Annotated in this window: 17 protein-coding genes; 12 read left to right on the forward strand and 5 right to left on the reverse strand. The window is 36.9% G+C overall.

The features are described from left to right. Position 1: 1 nt before the first annotated feature. Positions 2–652, reverse strand: coding sequence for a GNAT family N-acetyltransferase (locus tag HAV12_RS13820; protein ID WP_370528452.1), 651 nt, complete (start codon positions 650–652; stop codon positions 2–4). 418 nt (positions 653–1,070) lie between these two features. Here HAV12_RS13820 and HAV12_RS13825 point away from each other — a divergent pair, with 418 nt between their 5' ends. From HAV12_RS13825 to HAV12_RS13850, 6 genes are read left to right on the forward strand one after another with little or no spacing between them, the layout of a single operon-like run. After that, entirely contained in the window at positions 1,071–1,373 is a 303-nt protein-coding gene (locus HAV12_RS13825; RefSeq protein ID WP_132034236.1) for a TIGR03643 family protein, read from the forward strand. A gap of 16 nt (positions 1,374–1,389) precedes the next feature. After that, positions 1,390–1,806, forward strand: a complete 417-nt coding sequence (locus tag HAV12_RS13830) for a DUF2452 domain-containing protein (protein WP_171570170.1) — start codon at positions 1,390–1,392, stop codon at positions 1,804–1,806. Between the two features lie 15 nt (positions 1,807–1,821). Beyond that, the gene (locus tag HAV12_RS13835; protein WP_171570171.1) at positions 1,822–2,472 is read left to right on the forward strand and encodes a flavin reductase family protein; all 651 of its coding nucleotides are present in this window, start codon (positions 1,822–1,824) and stop codon (positions 2,470–2,472) included. Next, the gene (locus HAV12_RS13840) at positions 2,469–3,896 is read left to right on the forward strand and encodes a cryptochrome/deoxyribodipyrimidine photo-lyase family protein (RefSeq protein ID WP_171570172.1); all 1,428 of its coding nucleotides are present in this window, start codon (positions 2,469–2,471) and stop codon (positions 3,894–3,896) included. The genes HAV12_RS13835 and HAV12_RS13840 overlap by 4 nt, the downstream gene beginning before the upstream one ends. A gap of 26 nt (positions 3,897–3,922) precedes the next feature. Next, positions 3,923–4,060, forward strand: coding sequence for a DUF2256 domain-containing protein (locus HAV12_RS13845; RefSeq protein WP_171570173.1), 138 nt, complete (start codon positions 3,923–3,925; stop codon positions 4,058–4,060). A gap of 1 nt (position 4,061) precedes the next feature. Next, entirely contained in the window at positions 4,062–5,600 is a 1,539-nt protein-coding gene (locus tag HAV12_RS13850; RefSeq protein WP_171570174.1) for a cryptochrome/photolyase family protein, read from the forward strand. A gap of 92 nt (positions 5,601–5,692) precedes the next feature. On the opposite strand, the gene HAV12_RS13855 is transcribed toward HAV12_RS13850, so the two are convergent. The 3 genes from HAV12_RS13855 to HAV12_RS13865 all read right to left on the reverse strand — a co-directional run bounded on the left by HAV12_RS13855 (position 5,693) and on the right by HAV12_RS13865 (position 7,677). Beyond that, positions 5,693–6,145, reverse strand: a complete 453-nt coding sequence (locus tag HAV12_RS13855; protein WP_171570175.1) for an Hsp20/alpha crystallin family protein — start codon at positions 6,143–6,145, stop codon at positions 5,693–5,695. A 371-nt stretch (positions 6,146–6,516) separates the two neighbouring features. Further along, complete coding sequence (locus tag HAV12_RS13860; RefSeq protein ID WP_171570176.1) at positions 6,517–6,900, reverse strand: response regulator; 384 nt, start codon at positions 6,898–6,900, stop codon at positions 6,517–6,519. Between the two features lie 153 nt (positions 6,901–7,053). Further along, entirely contained in the window at positions 7,054–7,677 is a 624-nt protein-coding gene (locus tag HAV12_RS13865) for a ferritin-like domain-containing protein (RefSeq protein WP_171570177.1), read from the reverse strand. Between the two features lie 449 nt (positions 7,678–8,126). Between HAV12_RS13865 and HAV12_RS13870 the strand changes: the two genes are divergently transcribed. From HAV12_RS13870 to HAV12_RS13890, 5 genes are all read left to right on the forward strand, one after another. Next, complete coding sequence (locus tag HAV12_RS13870; protein WP_171570178.1) at positions 8,127–8,759, forward strand: DNA-3-methyladenine glycosylase; 633 nt, start codon at positions 8,127–8,129, stop codon at positions 8,757–8,759. Positions 8,760–8,941: 182 nt separating this feature from the next. Continuing rightward, complete coding sequence (locus HAV12_RS13875) at positions 8,942–10,861, forward strand: hypothetical protein (protein ID WP_171570179.1); 1,920 nt, start codon at positions 8,942–8,944, stop codon at positions 10,859–10,861. A 159-nt stretch (positions 10,862–11,020) separates the two neighbouring features. Continuing rightward, positions 11,021–11,353, forward strand: a complete 333-nt coding sequence (locus HAV12_RS13880) for a DUF4870 domain-containing protein (protein WP_171570180.1) — start codon at positions 11,021–11,023, stop codon at positions 11,351–11,353. Between the two features lie 146 nt (positions 11,354–11,499). Further along, positions 11,500–12,042, forward strand: coding sequence for a hypothetical protein (locus tag HAV12_RS13885; RefSeq protein ID WP_171570181.1), 543 nt, complete (start codon positions 11,500–11,502; stop codon positions 12,040–12,042). A gap of 33 nt (positions 12,043–12,075) precedes the next feature. Beyond that, positions 12,076–12,912 (forward strand): DUF6585 family protein, encoded by an 837-nt coding sequence (locus HAV12_RS13890; RefSeq protein ID WP_171570182.1) that lies wholly within the window; start codon positions 12,076–12,078, stop codon positions 12,910–12,912. A gap of 119 nt (positions 12,913–13,031) precedes the next feature. Here the strand turns inward: HAV12_RS13890 and HAV12_RS13895 are convergent, their stop codons facing one another. Continuing rightward, entirely contained in the window at positions 13,032–13,370 is a 339-nt protein-coding gene (locus HAV12_RS13895; RefSeq protein ID WP_171570183.1) for a hypothetical protein, read from the reverse strand. A 200-nt stretch (positions 13,371–13,570) separates the two neighbouring features. Between HAV12_RS13895 and HAV12_RS13900 the strand changes: the two genes are divergently transcribed. Further along, positions 13,571–13,981: a helix-turn-helix domain-containing protein gene (locus tag HAV12_RS13900; RefSeq protein ID WP_171570184.1), complete on the forward strand. Its 411-nt coding sequence runs from the start codon at positions 13,571–13,573 to the stop codon at positions 13,979–13,981. Positions 13,982–14,132 lie beyond the last annotated feature (151 nt).

Here is a 14,132-nt window from a genome sequence, read left to right on the forward strand (position 1 = left end):
TTTATACAGGACGGTTGGGATTATAAAGCATTGCTGTACACAAACAGTTTTTTCTTTCTTTGCTGATCAGTATAGGACAGTTTACGCAGGAACGGCAGTTCTCCCAAAAAAATGCATCCGTAGTGAGTTCTGAATAAGTGACCGGTTCAAAACCCAGTTCATGGTTCATTTTCATTACTGCGAGACCAGTAGTCAGACTGAATATACTTGCCTTGGGATATTTCCTGCGGCTCAATTCAAAAATTTCTCTTTTAATCCTTTTTGCAAGACCTGTATGTCTGAATTCAGGAGCTACTATCAATCCGGAATTAGAAACGTAGCGATCATCTTCCCATGAAGAAATAAAAGAGAAGCCTGCCCACCTGCCGTCTGATGCAAAGGCTATTACAGCTTCACCGTTTTTCATTTTTTCCTCAAGCGATTCCGGAGCGCGCCCTGAAATACCTGTTCCTCTGGCTAAAGCAGATGATAAAGTAACGTCACAAATTTCCTTTAACCATAAAGTATGGTCCGCACTGGCAACTTCAACTGTAAAATCAAGCAGTTCATCAGCCACATGACTGTTGCCCGACAAGCATTTTTTTTCTGAGAATGAGACATCATGCGAAAAATCTTTGACTGGAAAATCTAAAACAGGCTGTTGGGTCTTCATATAGATGCAGCGTATTTCCTTTTTTACAGTACTATTAAATAAGTACTGTATTGGAAATACAAAACACTTTTTTCAAATTACATACCAATGTTTTTTAAACTGTCTGTCGAAGGACGTTATCACCTGTTAATGTACCTCTTACGAAAAAGCAAAGCCATTTTGCAGCTACTTGTGTTCCTATCAAAATGATAAGCTGCTATCATTTTGATAGGAACTGGAGAAATTGCTATAAAGAAGTCAAAATCTATCTTATAAATCATCAGCACATCCGTTTTCGCATCCTTGTGATAAATAAATTTATTACAAACTATATTTTACTGATTTAAAAATAATATCATTTTAAAATTTTAAACCGTTTAATAAGATAAAAAATGCTTATTTTTGTTTAACAATATCTAAAAATAGTTAAACAAATATAATGAAGTCAATTATTGCAAAAATCGATAATAGCGCCCTGAATGATGTTCAGATCGACAGAATTATAGAAATGGCATGGGAAGACCGGACGCCGTTTGATGCTATTCATTTTCAATTTGGCCTGGCTGAAGCCGATGTCAAAGCTTTGATGAAAAAGGAATTAAAATTCAGCAGTTACAAATTATGGCGCGAGCGGGTTGAAAACTGCAAGACCAAACATGCTGCCAGAAGACCGGAAGAAATGGATCGATTTAAATGTAACAGGCAAAGAGCCATTTCCAATAATAAAATTTCTAAGAGATAAAAACTAGTTGCAGCTAATGAAAAAAGACAAACCGGACAATATCGTATTTTCTGAAGAGCATGGTTATAATGCAAGCCTGTTGCCGTATGCTACCAGTGTTGGTGCACCGGTGATAAAAGCAGATGATTTGGCAGGCTGGAAAAGCATGGGCATCCATAAGGTAAACAAAGAATTCGAAAGTAAATTCAATGAATTAAAAGCTCAGTATCAAAATTTAATCGAAGAATTTCAGTGGAATGAACTGCTGTACAATGCCAGATTTTCTTTTGAACCAATTGTCGGGGAAATCTATCATTTATATAAAGATAACAATGGTTTTAATTTTCTCTCGCTAATTGGACCGGAAGAATGGAATAAAGAACATGTGGGTACTTTTAGACTCAACAGTGATAAAAAATGGATTCTGATCAATCATAGAACTACTGCTTTTTAATACCATTTCAAACAGATGAAAAAGAAGATAAATTTTAAAACCAGTGATCTGGAAAAAATGGAAAAACAGACTGTAGTGCATCTGATCAACAGTCTGGGCGGTTTTAAAAGTGTGGCATTGGTTGGAACTTCTGATACACAGGGAAACACCAACTTGTCTGTTTTCAGTTCCTTTTTTCATATTGGGGCCAATCCCCCACTTATAGGAATGATTTTTCGTCCGAGTCCACCCGAACGTGATTCTATGAGAAACATTCTCAGTACCGGTTTTTATACGCTAAACCATATCAACGAAGATATTTACAGACAAGCACATCAGACATCGGCGAGATACGATACAGAGATTTCTGAATTTGATGTAACGGGTCTAAGCAAAGAATATAAAAATGATTTTTTCGCTCCTTTTGTAGCGGAAAGCAACATACAGCTAGGCATTCAATTTAAAGACAAAATAGATATTGCAATCAATAATACCACTTTGATTATTGGTGAAATCGTTGAAGTCTTTCTTCCCGAAGACTGCCTGAGCGATGATGGTTTTGTGAATTTAGAAAAAGCGAATACCATTACCTGCTCCGGCCTGGACAGCTATCATAAAACCGTACAGCTGGACCGGTTGAGTTATGCAAAACCCAATAAGGAAATCACATCACTGCTGGACAATTGAACAGAAAAAAAGTAAATATCGTATGGTTTAAACGGGATTTGCGTTTTACAGATCACGAACCTCTTTTTATGGCGCAGCACGAAAATATTACTGTGCTTTTGGTTTATTTTTTTGAGCCTTCGGTAATGGCTTACGATGATGCTGATGTGCGGCACTGGCGGTTTGTTTATGAATCCCTGCAGGAAATGCAGTCCAGATTAAAGACACTTGAAGCACAGATTTATTTTTTTCATAATGAAGTTCCAACTGTTTTTGAACAGTTATGCAGTATATATGACATTAAAACAGTGTTTTCGCATCAGGAAACAGGCAATAAAGTCACCTTTGACCGGGATATTGCCATGCAGTCTTTTTTTGATGATCATAACATTCAATGGAAACAATCGCAGCTGCATGGTGTCATCCGAAAGCTGAAATCAAGACAGGACTGGGAAAAACGCTGGGAAATAGTAATGCGTACAGACCCCAGAATAATTGATCTGAATGCCTTTCAATTTGAAAATTTAGATGCTGATTTTTATACGAATCTAAAAGGAAAAACACTTTCAAAAGATATTACAGAACACAATAAAAACTTTCAGCAGGGCGGCGAATACTGGGCATGGCGTTATTTGGAAAGTTTTGCAAAAGAGCGGCATGTAAACTACAGTCGACACATTTCGAAACCGGCTTTAAGCCGTAAGGGCTGCAGCCGCTTATCCCCTTATTTAGCCTACGGAAACATCAGCATGCGAATGGTGTATCATTATACCAATCAGTTTTATGAGACATCTCCGAATCAAAAAGCCATGCTTAATTTTGTATCGCGGCTGCACTGGCACTGTCATTTTATGCAGAAATTTGAAAGTGACTGCCGCCTTGAGTTTGAAAATACAGACCGAAATTTCGATGTACTGATAAAACCTAAAAATGAGACTTACATCAAAGCCTGGCAGGAAGGAAAAACAGGCGTTCCCATTGTAGATGCGTGTATGCGCTGTCTTGTCCAAACGGGCTTTATTAATTTTAGAATGCGCGCTCTGGTAGTCTCCTTTTTTGTATTTAATCTCTGGCAGGACTGGCGCGAGCTGCATTTTTTAGCACGGCAGTTTCTTGATTATGAACCCGGTATTCACTATCCGCAATTGCAGATGCAGGCGGGCGTAACCGGCACGGGGACCATTAGAATTTATAATCCCGTCAAAAACTCAGAAGAACATGACACTGAAGGTGTTTTTATCAAACAATGGCTTCCTGAACTGGCTGTTATTCCGCCACATTTAATTCACGAGCCCTGGAAATTAAGCCTTATAGAGCAGCAGTTGTATAATTGTGAGATAGGAACTGATTATCCTTTTCCGATCGTTGCTATTGAAGAAACCCGCAAGTACGCCAGTGAAGCGATCTGGAATGTCCGAAAAAAAGAAGCAATTAAATCCGAATAGAATAACAATATCTCAAATCAGGTATAATGCGAACAGTAAAAAAACAAAATCTTCCCATTAAAATATGCCCGGTCTGCAACAGGCCTTTCTCATGGAGAAAGAAATGGGAAAAAGTATGGGATGAAGTAAAATACTGCAGCGATAAATGCAGAATGAATAAATAGTATGGCAGACAAAACTTTAAGGCTTCTTCTTGGAGATCAGTTAAATTGCAAGCATTCCTGGTTTGAAACAACAGACCATTCGATAACGTATGTGATTATGGAAATTCGGACAGAAACCGATTATGCCACACATCACATTCAAAAGATAGCAGGCTTTTTTGCTGCAATGCGCCAGTTTTCTAATTTCCTGGAATCCAAAAAACACCAATGCATTTATTTGAACATAAACGACAAGGACAATTTACAGTCTCTTGAAGCCAATCTGTCCTTTCTAATACAAAGAGATCATTACACCAGATTCGAATACCAGCTGCCCGATGAATATCGTATCGATTTGATATTGAAAAAGTTCACTTCGCAGCTTGCTATTGCTTCTAAAGTTTACGATACCGAGCATTTTTTCAGTACCCGTGATGAACTCGCAAAATTCTTTGAAGGCAAAAAAACTTTTTTAATGGAAAGTTTTTATCGTGCCATGCGAAAGAAACATCAGGTACTGATGTCAGGAGATAATCCGATGACAGGTCAGTGGAATTACGATGAAGAAAACAGAAAGAAACTGCCTAAAAATCATAAACCGACTGCTCCTTTAGTTTTTACTAATAATGTTTCAGATATCATGGATGCTATTGTGCAGACCGATATTAAAACGATTGGCGTTATTGACAAAACCAATTTCATCTGGCCCGTAAACAGGGACCAGTCTCTTGAATTGCTTGCTTATTTCACAACGGAATGTCTGCCCTTATTTGGCACTTATCAGGATGCCATGATTCCTGACGAATGGTCCTTATACCATTCCAGATTATCCTTTTCGTTAAACACCAAAATGATTGCTCCGGCTGAAGTCATAGAAGCCGCGATTGCAGCATGGCAGAAAGAACCTGAGCGTATTGCTTACAATCAATTGGAAGGTTTTGTGCGCCAGATTATTGGCTGGCGCGAATATATGAGAGGTATTTACTGGCTAAAGATGCCGGAATATGCCACATTGAATTTTTTCAATCATAAGGAAAAATTGCCTGATTGGTACTGGACAGGAAAAACTAAAATGAACTGTCTTAGAGATGCCATTACACAGTCTCTAACATTTGCTTATGCACATCATATTCAGCGTTTAATGATTACAGGAAATTTTGCTCTTTTGGCCGGAACGGATCCCGACGAGGTTGATGCCTGGTATCTTGGCATCTACATTGACGCCCTGGACTGGGTTGAAATTACCAACACCCGCGGCATGAGCCAGTTTGCAGACGGAGGCATTGTCGGCACAAAACCTTATGTCAGTTCAGCTGCCTACATTGATAAAATGAGCCATTACTGCGGTACCTGTTTTTATAATAAAGCGAAAAAAACAGGAGACAGAGCCTGCCCTTTTAACAGCCTGTATTGGAATTTTTATGATAAACAGGAAGCTAAACTGGACCATAATCCCAGAATTGGAATGATGTATAAAGTATGGCATAAAATGAAACCTGAAGATCAAACAGCATTATTAGAACAGGCCGATTATTACCTAAAACATATTAATGAGCTGTAAAAAACGCAGTTATTTTGCATCTCCCTATAGTAGCTTATTATGAAAAAAAGCTGCCTTTAAAGGGCAGCTTTCCATTATTGTCAAGATGAATATTAAGAAATCTCAATCATCCTTGGTGACTTTTGTCTGGCCTGTTCCAGTTTTGGAATAGACAGCAGTAAAATTCCATTTTCGTAACGGGCACGAATTCTATCCTCGTCCACCACATTTTTAGGAAGTACAAAACTTCTCTGAAAAGATTGATAACTGAACTCTCTGCGGGTGTAATTTTCTTCCTCTGTATTTACCTGCTGCTGCTTCGACGAAGAAATAAGCAGCTGTCCATTATCAAGGGTAACCTTGAAGTCGTCCTTGTTCATACCGGGAGCCGCAACTTCCACTTCATAATTCTCGTCGGTTTCCTTAATGTTTACCGACGGCAGTGTGGTGCTTGTGGTTGAAAAATTGTTGTTTTCCCAATTGAAAAGATCGCGGCCAAAAACATCATCAAAAAATAAGCGTTGGAAAGCCGGCACGCGGGCTCCGTTTCTTTTAATAAGATTCATAACAGTAATTTTTAAAATTGTTATACAATAAATTTTTGAACTTGCACAAAGGCGTGCAGCAGGAAAAAAACAAGAAATATGCCAGTGGTTAATTCTGACATTTTTTCATTAGTTATTATGAAAAAATGTCATTTTTATGTATCCCGAATGTGATTTTTTGTCACTATCCTTTCTGATACATAACTGTTTATAATGCCTTACAGTCTTTTAAGTCCACTATTTGAAGACTTTATAAATCTTACAAGAGCTACAGCATCTAAAAAGGTTATAAATAGTTTCTATTTGTCAACTATTTTTGTTTGATAAATTATCTACTAATCAATACTAAATCATCCGTTTATCATTGAAATACTTAATACACTACTCCCCTCTCAAGCCCCCAGAATATCTTTTAAAACTGCTTTTAATTCAACAAAAGTGTTAGGTTTGGTGATGTATTTTTCTGTATCCTGTGTAATGGATAATTGTTCCGCCGCTGCTTCGGAGTAGGTGGAATATAAGATAACGGGAATTTGTCGCAGTTGTTCTACTTTCCTCATTTTCTGAAGAAATTCACAACCGTTAATAACAGGCATATTATAATCCAGAAATATAAGGTCCGGCAGTTTTTCACTGCTTTTCAAATTCTCCAATGCTTTAATCGGGTTGTTTTCAGCTACACATCGAATATCTTTATTTAGGGAATTAATTGCTTCGATAAATATATCGGTATCATCTCTGTCATCATCAATCAGTAATATATTTTTGTATAACATGGCGTTTATAATTTTTTATAGTTTTTATGTCCTTCGATTGTGGTTCAATTCCTGCCGGCACTTCTCCCAGCTGAAATCAAACTTAAAAAGACCTGTACTAAAAAAGTACAGGTCTGCTCTTAGGTCAGAACCGGAATTGCTTTTTTTTGCAGTTTATTCCTGATCCTGACCTTCATCGTTAGCATCAAAATTGATGGTATTATAGGCCGCTTCCGTCAGCAGTGTATCCGCTTCTTTTTCCTCAGCAAGTGTTTTCTCCAGCAGTAATACCGCATCATCCTCGCCCAGCGTTGTGGCGAAGGCAGCCAGCGTTCCGTAAGTGGCAATTTCGTAATGTTCTATTTTTTGTGATGCTGCAATAATTCCGGCATCACGAACAGGACCTGCCTGTGTTTCTTCCATAATACTTTCGCCTTCCTTGATAAGGCCTTCCATAGCATCGCATTTTTTGGCCGCTGCTTTTTCGCCAATCAATGAAAAAACTTTTTCAAGTCTTGTTACCTGTCCCTGCGTTACGGCAAGATGGTGATTGATTGCCGTTATAAGATTTTCGGAAGTCGCATTTTTAGCCATTTTAGGCAAAGCTTTGGTTAGTGCTTTTTCAGCCCAGTAAATATCCTTTAGAGAATCTACAAATAATTCTCTGAGTCCTTCTGCGGCAGACGATTTCGCTTTTACGGTTCCGTTAGAAGTGGTTTTCGATGCAGGCTTAGTTCCGTTTTGAGCAGTCGTACTTTTTGCTTTTGCAGCTGATGTATCTTTTGTGGTCGTTTTCATAATTTTTATTTTTTTGATTATACCCAAATATACAATGGCTTTACTTTCTTAATTTACATAATAAGTGGTATTTTTTTATACTATTCAAATAAAAAAGCAATTTAAAATCCGAAATTATACGGATGCTGCAAAATTAAGGCAGTGTTATTTTAAAAGCGCATCATGATAAGCTTCAGGGTAAAAATCTGGAATTTTTAGCCTGTTAATCCCTGTTGCGAAAATGTTCCTGTGAACTTCTTTATCCCCTTCCGTTTGTACATTCAAAAGAAAGCTGTAAAATGTTTTTCGAATAATGTATTACTTTTACGATATTCGTAACGGATTAAAATATAGAAAAAGGATACGGAAATTAAAAGACCGGATCATTGTATAATCTGATTTTGAATTCTTTACTAACTAGAATCTGTATTCCAAAGTAATTTATTATAAAAAGCAATTCCCTAAAAATAATGTCCCAATACTCCAAAAACGAACCCGTCAGGTTAGGCTTCTCTTATTATCTCAATCAGGATGTTCTTTTTCTGGCCAAAGATCTTTTGGGTAAAGTACTTTATACACAAATAGACGGAGCAATTAGTGCCGGAATAATTGTAGAAACGGAAGCTTATTTTGGTGTTCAGGACAAAGCTTCGCATGCCTACGGCGGACGACGCACGAACCGAACCGAAACTTTATACCGTCAGGGCGGCATTTCGTATGTTTATTTATGTTACGGAATTCACAATCTCTTCAATATGGTAACCTCTGTTGAAGGCGAACCGCATGCTGTGCTGATACGTGCTATTGAACCTCTCATTGGAATAGACCTAATCGAAGCGCGAAGAAATATGCCGGCCGCTAAAGCAGCTATTTCGTCCGGCCCGGGTTCTGCGGCCAAAGCCCTTGGAATCGATCGTACCTTTAATGAAAAAGATTTAACCGGAGAAGAAATCTGGGTGGAAGATCACGGCATTCGATATCCGGATGATGCTATTGCAGCATTACCGCGTGTTGGCGTTGCTTACGCTCAGGAAGATGCTCTTTTACCCTGGCGCTTTTTCGTTAAAGACAATAAATATGTGAGCAAACCGAACAAGGTTTAAATACTTTTGATCTTTTTTTATAACAATAAATAATTACAATGGAACACGATTTATTACTAATGGGGGCTCAGGCTTTAAATGACATTGTTGCTTAATATTTTTTCGAATACTTTTAGATATTCATTTATTTTTTGTTTCTTACGGCTGGAGCTACAAACAGCTACCACAGCGAAACCGTTAAAATGACTACAACCAGAATTACATTATTTAAAATCCTTTTTATAACCCTTTTTGCTTTTTTTATTGTAAGTCCAACCTACGGACAGGAAACAAAACGGGAATTGCTGGAACTGCTAAAACGTAAAGAATTAACTCCTGAAAAAAGAGAAGGCTATTTATGTCAACTCAGCTGTATTTATAAAAAAACAGATACCATAAAAGCCTACGATTTTGCAGATCAGGCATTACAAACAGCACGCAGTGAAAATTCACCGGGCAGGCAGGCTATCGCATATGAGGCAATTGCTGATGTGGCCCGATATCTGGATAATGCCCCCAAATTAATTCAATATGCCGATTCGAGTTATGCAGCAGCCATAAGATCCAAAGAAGAACTGGCCCTTGCTTATGCGCATTATGCCATTGCCTACAAATATGAAAAAATTGGAATTAAGGACAAGTATATTTATTATATGCTCAAATCGCTGGCTTATTTTGAAAAGCATAAAATACGCTATGACAAACTGGTTAACGGTTATGAGAATCTGGGCGCCATTTTTATTGATAATAATGATCTGAAATACTGTGAAAAGTATAATAAAAAAGCTCTTGATTTAGCTTATCAAAGCAGGAATCCGATAAATATTGCAAACGGCCTGACGAGTTGGGCTCTTTTTCTGGTAAGAAGTGCCGAGCAAAAATCACCTGCAAATGTAAAACTGCTGCAGAAAGCAGAAAATTATTATTTAAAAGCCATTACAATTTTCGAAAGTGAAAATAAAAAAGGCAATTTAAATTGGTCATACGGAAGGACCTGCCTCAACCTGAGCAGCCTTTACCTCTATCATTTTTTTGACTCAAGGCCGCAGCAGACTTTAAATTATTTAAAAAAAACAGAAGAAGTTTGTCTGAAATTAGACGTTCCAATCCAGCTTATGGTTATGTATGGCCAGCAGGCGCAGTATTACACCAACCTTAACGATATACCCAATATTGAGAAAGTACTCCGGAAAGTAGAACAGCATATTGCTGGCAATCCTTCCATTAACTCCAGATATTATGCATTGCTCTATAAAAACTATATGGATCTGGCCGAATTAAAAAATGATTTCCCAGCCTACAGAAAATATTTTGCCTTGTACGATCAGGCATTGAGAGTCCGGATTGAAAAAGAAAACAGAGTAAAGGAATACAATGCTTCGATGCGTTTTGAAACTGAAAAAAAATCACAGGAAATTAAACTGCTGAGAGAAAATCTTGAGACCAACAGAAAAGTAAATTATTTGTACATCGCACTCGTTGTCTTTGTTTTTTTTACACTGCTTTTTATGCTTCGCTCCTACTATTTCAGGCAAAAATCATATATAAAGACTAATCTTCTGCTGCAGAAAGCAAATGAAGAAGCTGCTTTTTTGTCTAAAATAAAAGAAGAGGAAGCCCGAATTGCCGTACTGGAATCGGAACTAAAAGAGAAAGAACTCCAGATTGCTGTTAATGAAAAAATAATGAACGAGCAGGCAAATATTAAATTGCAACAGGAATTAATGACCAATAACCTGCAGCTGGAAAAGAAAAACGACGTTCTGAAAGATATCAAAAGCAGGCTTGAGGTCATGAAATCCGAAAAACCTTCAGAGATAAAAAACATTTCAAAAACCATCGACAAAAGCATGGAAGTCGATGAAGAATTTGAATTGCTTAAGACAAGTCTGGAAAATACAAATCCCGCTTTTTTTTCAGCGTTACAGGAAAAAGCATCGGGAACACTTACTAAACTGGATTTTAAATACTGTGGCTACATAAAGCTTGGAATGAGTACGAAGGAAATAGCCGGCCATATGAATATTGAAACACAGAGTATGCGGATGGCACGTTACCGTATCAAGCAAAAACTAAATCTGGATCGGGATACGGACCTCGATGAGTACATTGGATCAGTCTAGTGATACCAAGGCTTAACAAAATTTAATACCTCCCCGAATAAAATCTTGTAGATACAAAATAGATACCCGAATCCCGGCTGTAGATAGTAAGTATATACAGGATTTATTTATTTCTATCCTGTCAGGACTACTTTTGAATTGAATTTAAAACCATAAATCATGAACAAAAGAACGCTTTCCATTATTTCGTATATCACAATTATCGGATGGATTATTGCTTATGTTAACTACAACAAATTAACTGTTAAAGACTCTCTTACCAGATTTCATTTGAAACAAGGATTAGGAATCGCAATTCTGGGAATTGTAATTTCTGTCATATTAACAATAATTGCAGCTATAGTACCAACATTGGCCTCTATTTTAAGTCTGGCAAATCTTGGTGTTTTGGTGTTATGGATTTTGGGGATCATTAATGCCAATAACGAACAGGAGATTCCAGTTCCTGTAGTGGGAAAATTATTTACTGATCAATTTGATTTCATTAAATAATTACACAAAACCAGTATAAAAGCCATTTTTTATACTGGTTTTTATCAATTCTGAAATGAATTATTTTTATACCTACTGGAGGAATTAAATCTTATAGTCGGTCTAAGTTGTTTACATTTAACAGGAACAAATAATAAAGAAATAAAATGAACGTAAAAATTAAATTTTTCTTTTTAGTACTGCTGTTAACGCTGTTGCAGTCGTGCCAGCTTGAAAATACACCTGAAGAATATTTTGACCGCACAGCCTTAAATACCAACATTCTAATGGAATTTGGCGCCAGGGATTTTAGAACGATGGAACAGAACAGGAACGCCGGTCAGCTGCTTGCCTATGATGATAAAGGCACTTTTCCCGCAAAATCATATGAAGATCACATCCTAAGGTTTAAAATGGCGTATCTCAACCAGTCGATTGAAAAAATAAAAGAACTGAAGCCTACGGATGAAACCACCCCGATGATTCAGGCATCGCTTGATTTATTTGAATTCGTAAAAGAAAAATACAAAACCGATTATATTAAAATAGCCAGGCTGATGGAAAAAAAAGCGCCAAGAGAAGAAATTGATAAAGCTCTTGCCGAAATGGAACAGACCTCTTTTCCGGTTTTTGATAAGAAATATAAAAAATTGTGGGACCTTGCAATGCCTTATGCCAAAAAGCATGGCATAGAAGTAAAAACATACTAAATACAATTCCTCTTATCCTTAAAAAATTACATCATGAAATCAAATCCAGATTTAGGTGCGTTTGTTAGAAAAAGTGCCGTATCAAAGGCATTTCTTTATTTTTCCTATGGAATACTTGTTTTATTTACCGGCTTAAGTCTTTTTATTTATTTTAAACTCATTATACCTGTTAACCAAGGGATCACCCACTTTTCAGGCGATATTAGTATCTTATATTATTCGATAGTTTTTATTATGGCACTCGCTTTACTTATATTGGGTACAGCAACTTATAGGTCACGAGGAATCCTTTTTTATTTATATGAAAATGGTATGGTGACAGCACATAAAGGCAATACGGAAACTTTATATTTTAAAGATATTCAGGATGTTTATTTGTTTACTTCAGGCAAGCGCCTATTTGGCGCTAATAACATTGCGGTTCGTAAAAACAATGCTGCTGACTGGTATCCGATTTCTGCACGATATTCCGATATTTATAAGGTAATTGAATTGATACGCTCCAGGCATGCTGCTGTCTCTGTACCCCTACTGTTGAAAAAACTGGAAGAAGGCCAGAGCGCAGATTTTACCTATGTTGATTTTAAAGATGTGGCCATGAAACAATTTACGGCCTTAAATACCAATTCATATTTAAATGTCAAAACCAAAACCATGCAGGTATTCAAGGACCGATTAGTCGTTGATTCAGAGACTATCTATTTTAAAGAAGTTCTTCGTTTTTCTGTTACGGATTGGACCAATCAAATGCAGCTTATGAATACAGCTGAAAAAGTAGTTTTTAAAAAAGCCTTTACTTCCGTTTTTAGCGGCGATAGTTTTATAGTATTGTTGGATGAATTGGTCAATAAAAATAAATTTAAAGACTGATAGGGTTCTTCGTGATAAGGATGATCTCCGGAGCCTGTAAAGCTTACTATAAAAAATGCCCAAAAGTCACAGACCGTTGGGCATTTTTAAAGAGAACTGTTCGTTAGCGATTCTTTTCCTTACTCGTTTAGGGTATTCGAATCTGTAAAAATCTGCTGATGGAGTTCGCTTAAAAACTCAAACTCCTCCATAGGAAACAGCTGAATGACCATCTCCAGAATAATTACTACATTGATAGATGATTTTCTGTCGGTGGCTTTTTTGTGTTCCTCCTCTTCCAGCGACAAAATACACAAGCGCAGCAAGTCGGTAATAGCATAGCCCAGTTCATAATAGCTCTGCATCCTGATTTTAGTGACAAAAGCCTGTGTTTCGCTGCTGATCGGACCTACCGATTTCAAATAACTGGCTGCTAATTTTTTAAGGTTTTTCAAATTTTCAATTTCATTTTTTTCCATGGTGCTGTGTTTTTTAAATTGTATCTTGTTGCTCGTTATATTTTTCGCGTGTTTTCTTTTTTATTATGCGAAAAATCGTACTTTTGAAGCAAGTACGAAATACATTTTTGCATACTGAACTTTTTTTTTCTGTATGGTACAGCAAAAAATATGTTTTCTACATTTGGTCTCTTATTACACTTAATTATTATCTTTGAATTATGAGCACACTTACAAAACCAAACCATATAGGGCGAAAAATCAGCCGTATTCGCGAACTGAAAGACATGAAACAGGAAGCACTGGCGCAGGCTTTAGGAACCAACCAACAAGCGGTGTCTATTATGGAAAACAGCGAAACAATAGAAGAAGAAAAATTAATTGAAGTTGCAAAAGCACTTGGCGTAACTGTAGAAGCCATTAAAAATTTCTCGGAAGAAGCAGTTTTTAATATCATTGGTAACACTGTAACTAATCATGATAGTGCAGGTTTTTTTCAATACCATCCTACATTTAATCCAATTGACAAGTTGATTGAAGTGTACCAGGAAAAGGAGAAGTTATACGAACGTTTATTGCAAGCTGAAAAAGATAAAAACGACTATTTGGAAAATTTAGTAAAAGGGAAATAAGCTTTTATAAAAATATATTGATGAAAAAAGAGACTTGAAGTCTCCTTTTTTTTGCACTATCTTTTTCTTATAAGTCTTAGTAACTAATATTTTACAGCTTTTTTTACTCACAACCTCTGCTAGCAAGCGTCCCACTCGTGAACGTAAAGTC

The sequence above is a fragment of the Flavobacterium sp. CLA17 genome, assembly GCF_013112255.2.
GTDB classification, from domain to species: domain Bacteria; phylum Bacteroidota; class Bacteroidia; order Flavobacteriales; family Flavobacteriaceae; genus Flavobacterium; species Flavobacterium circumlabens.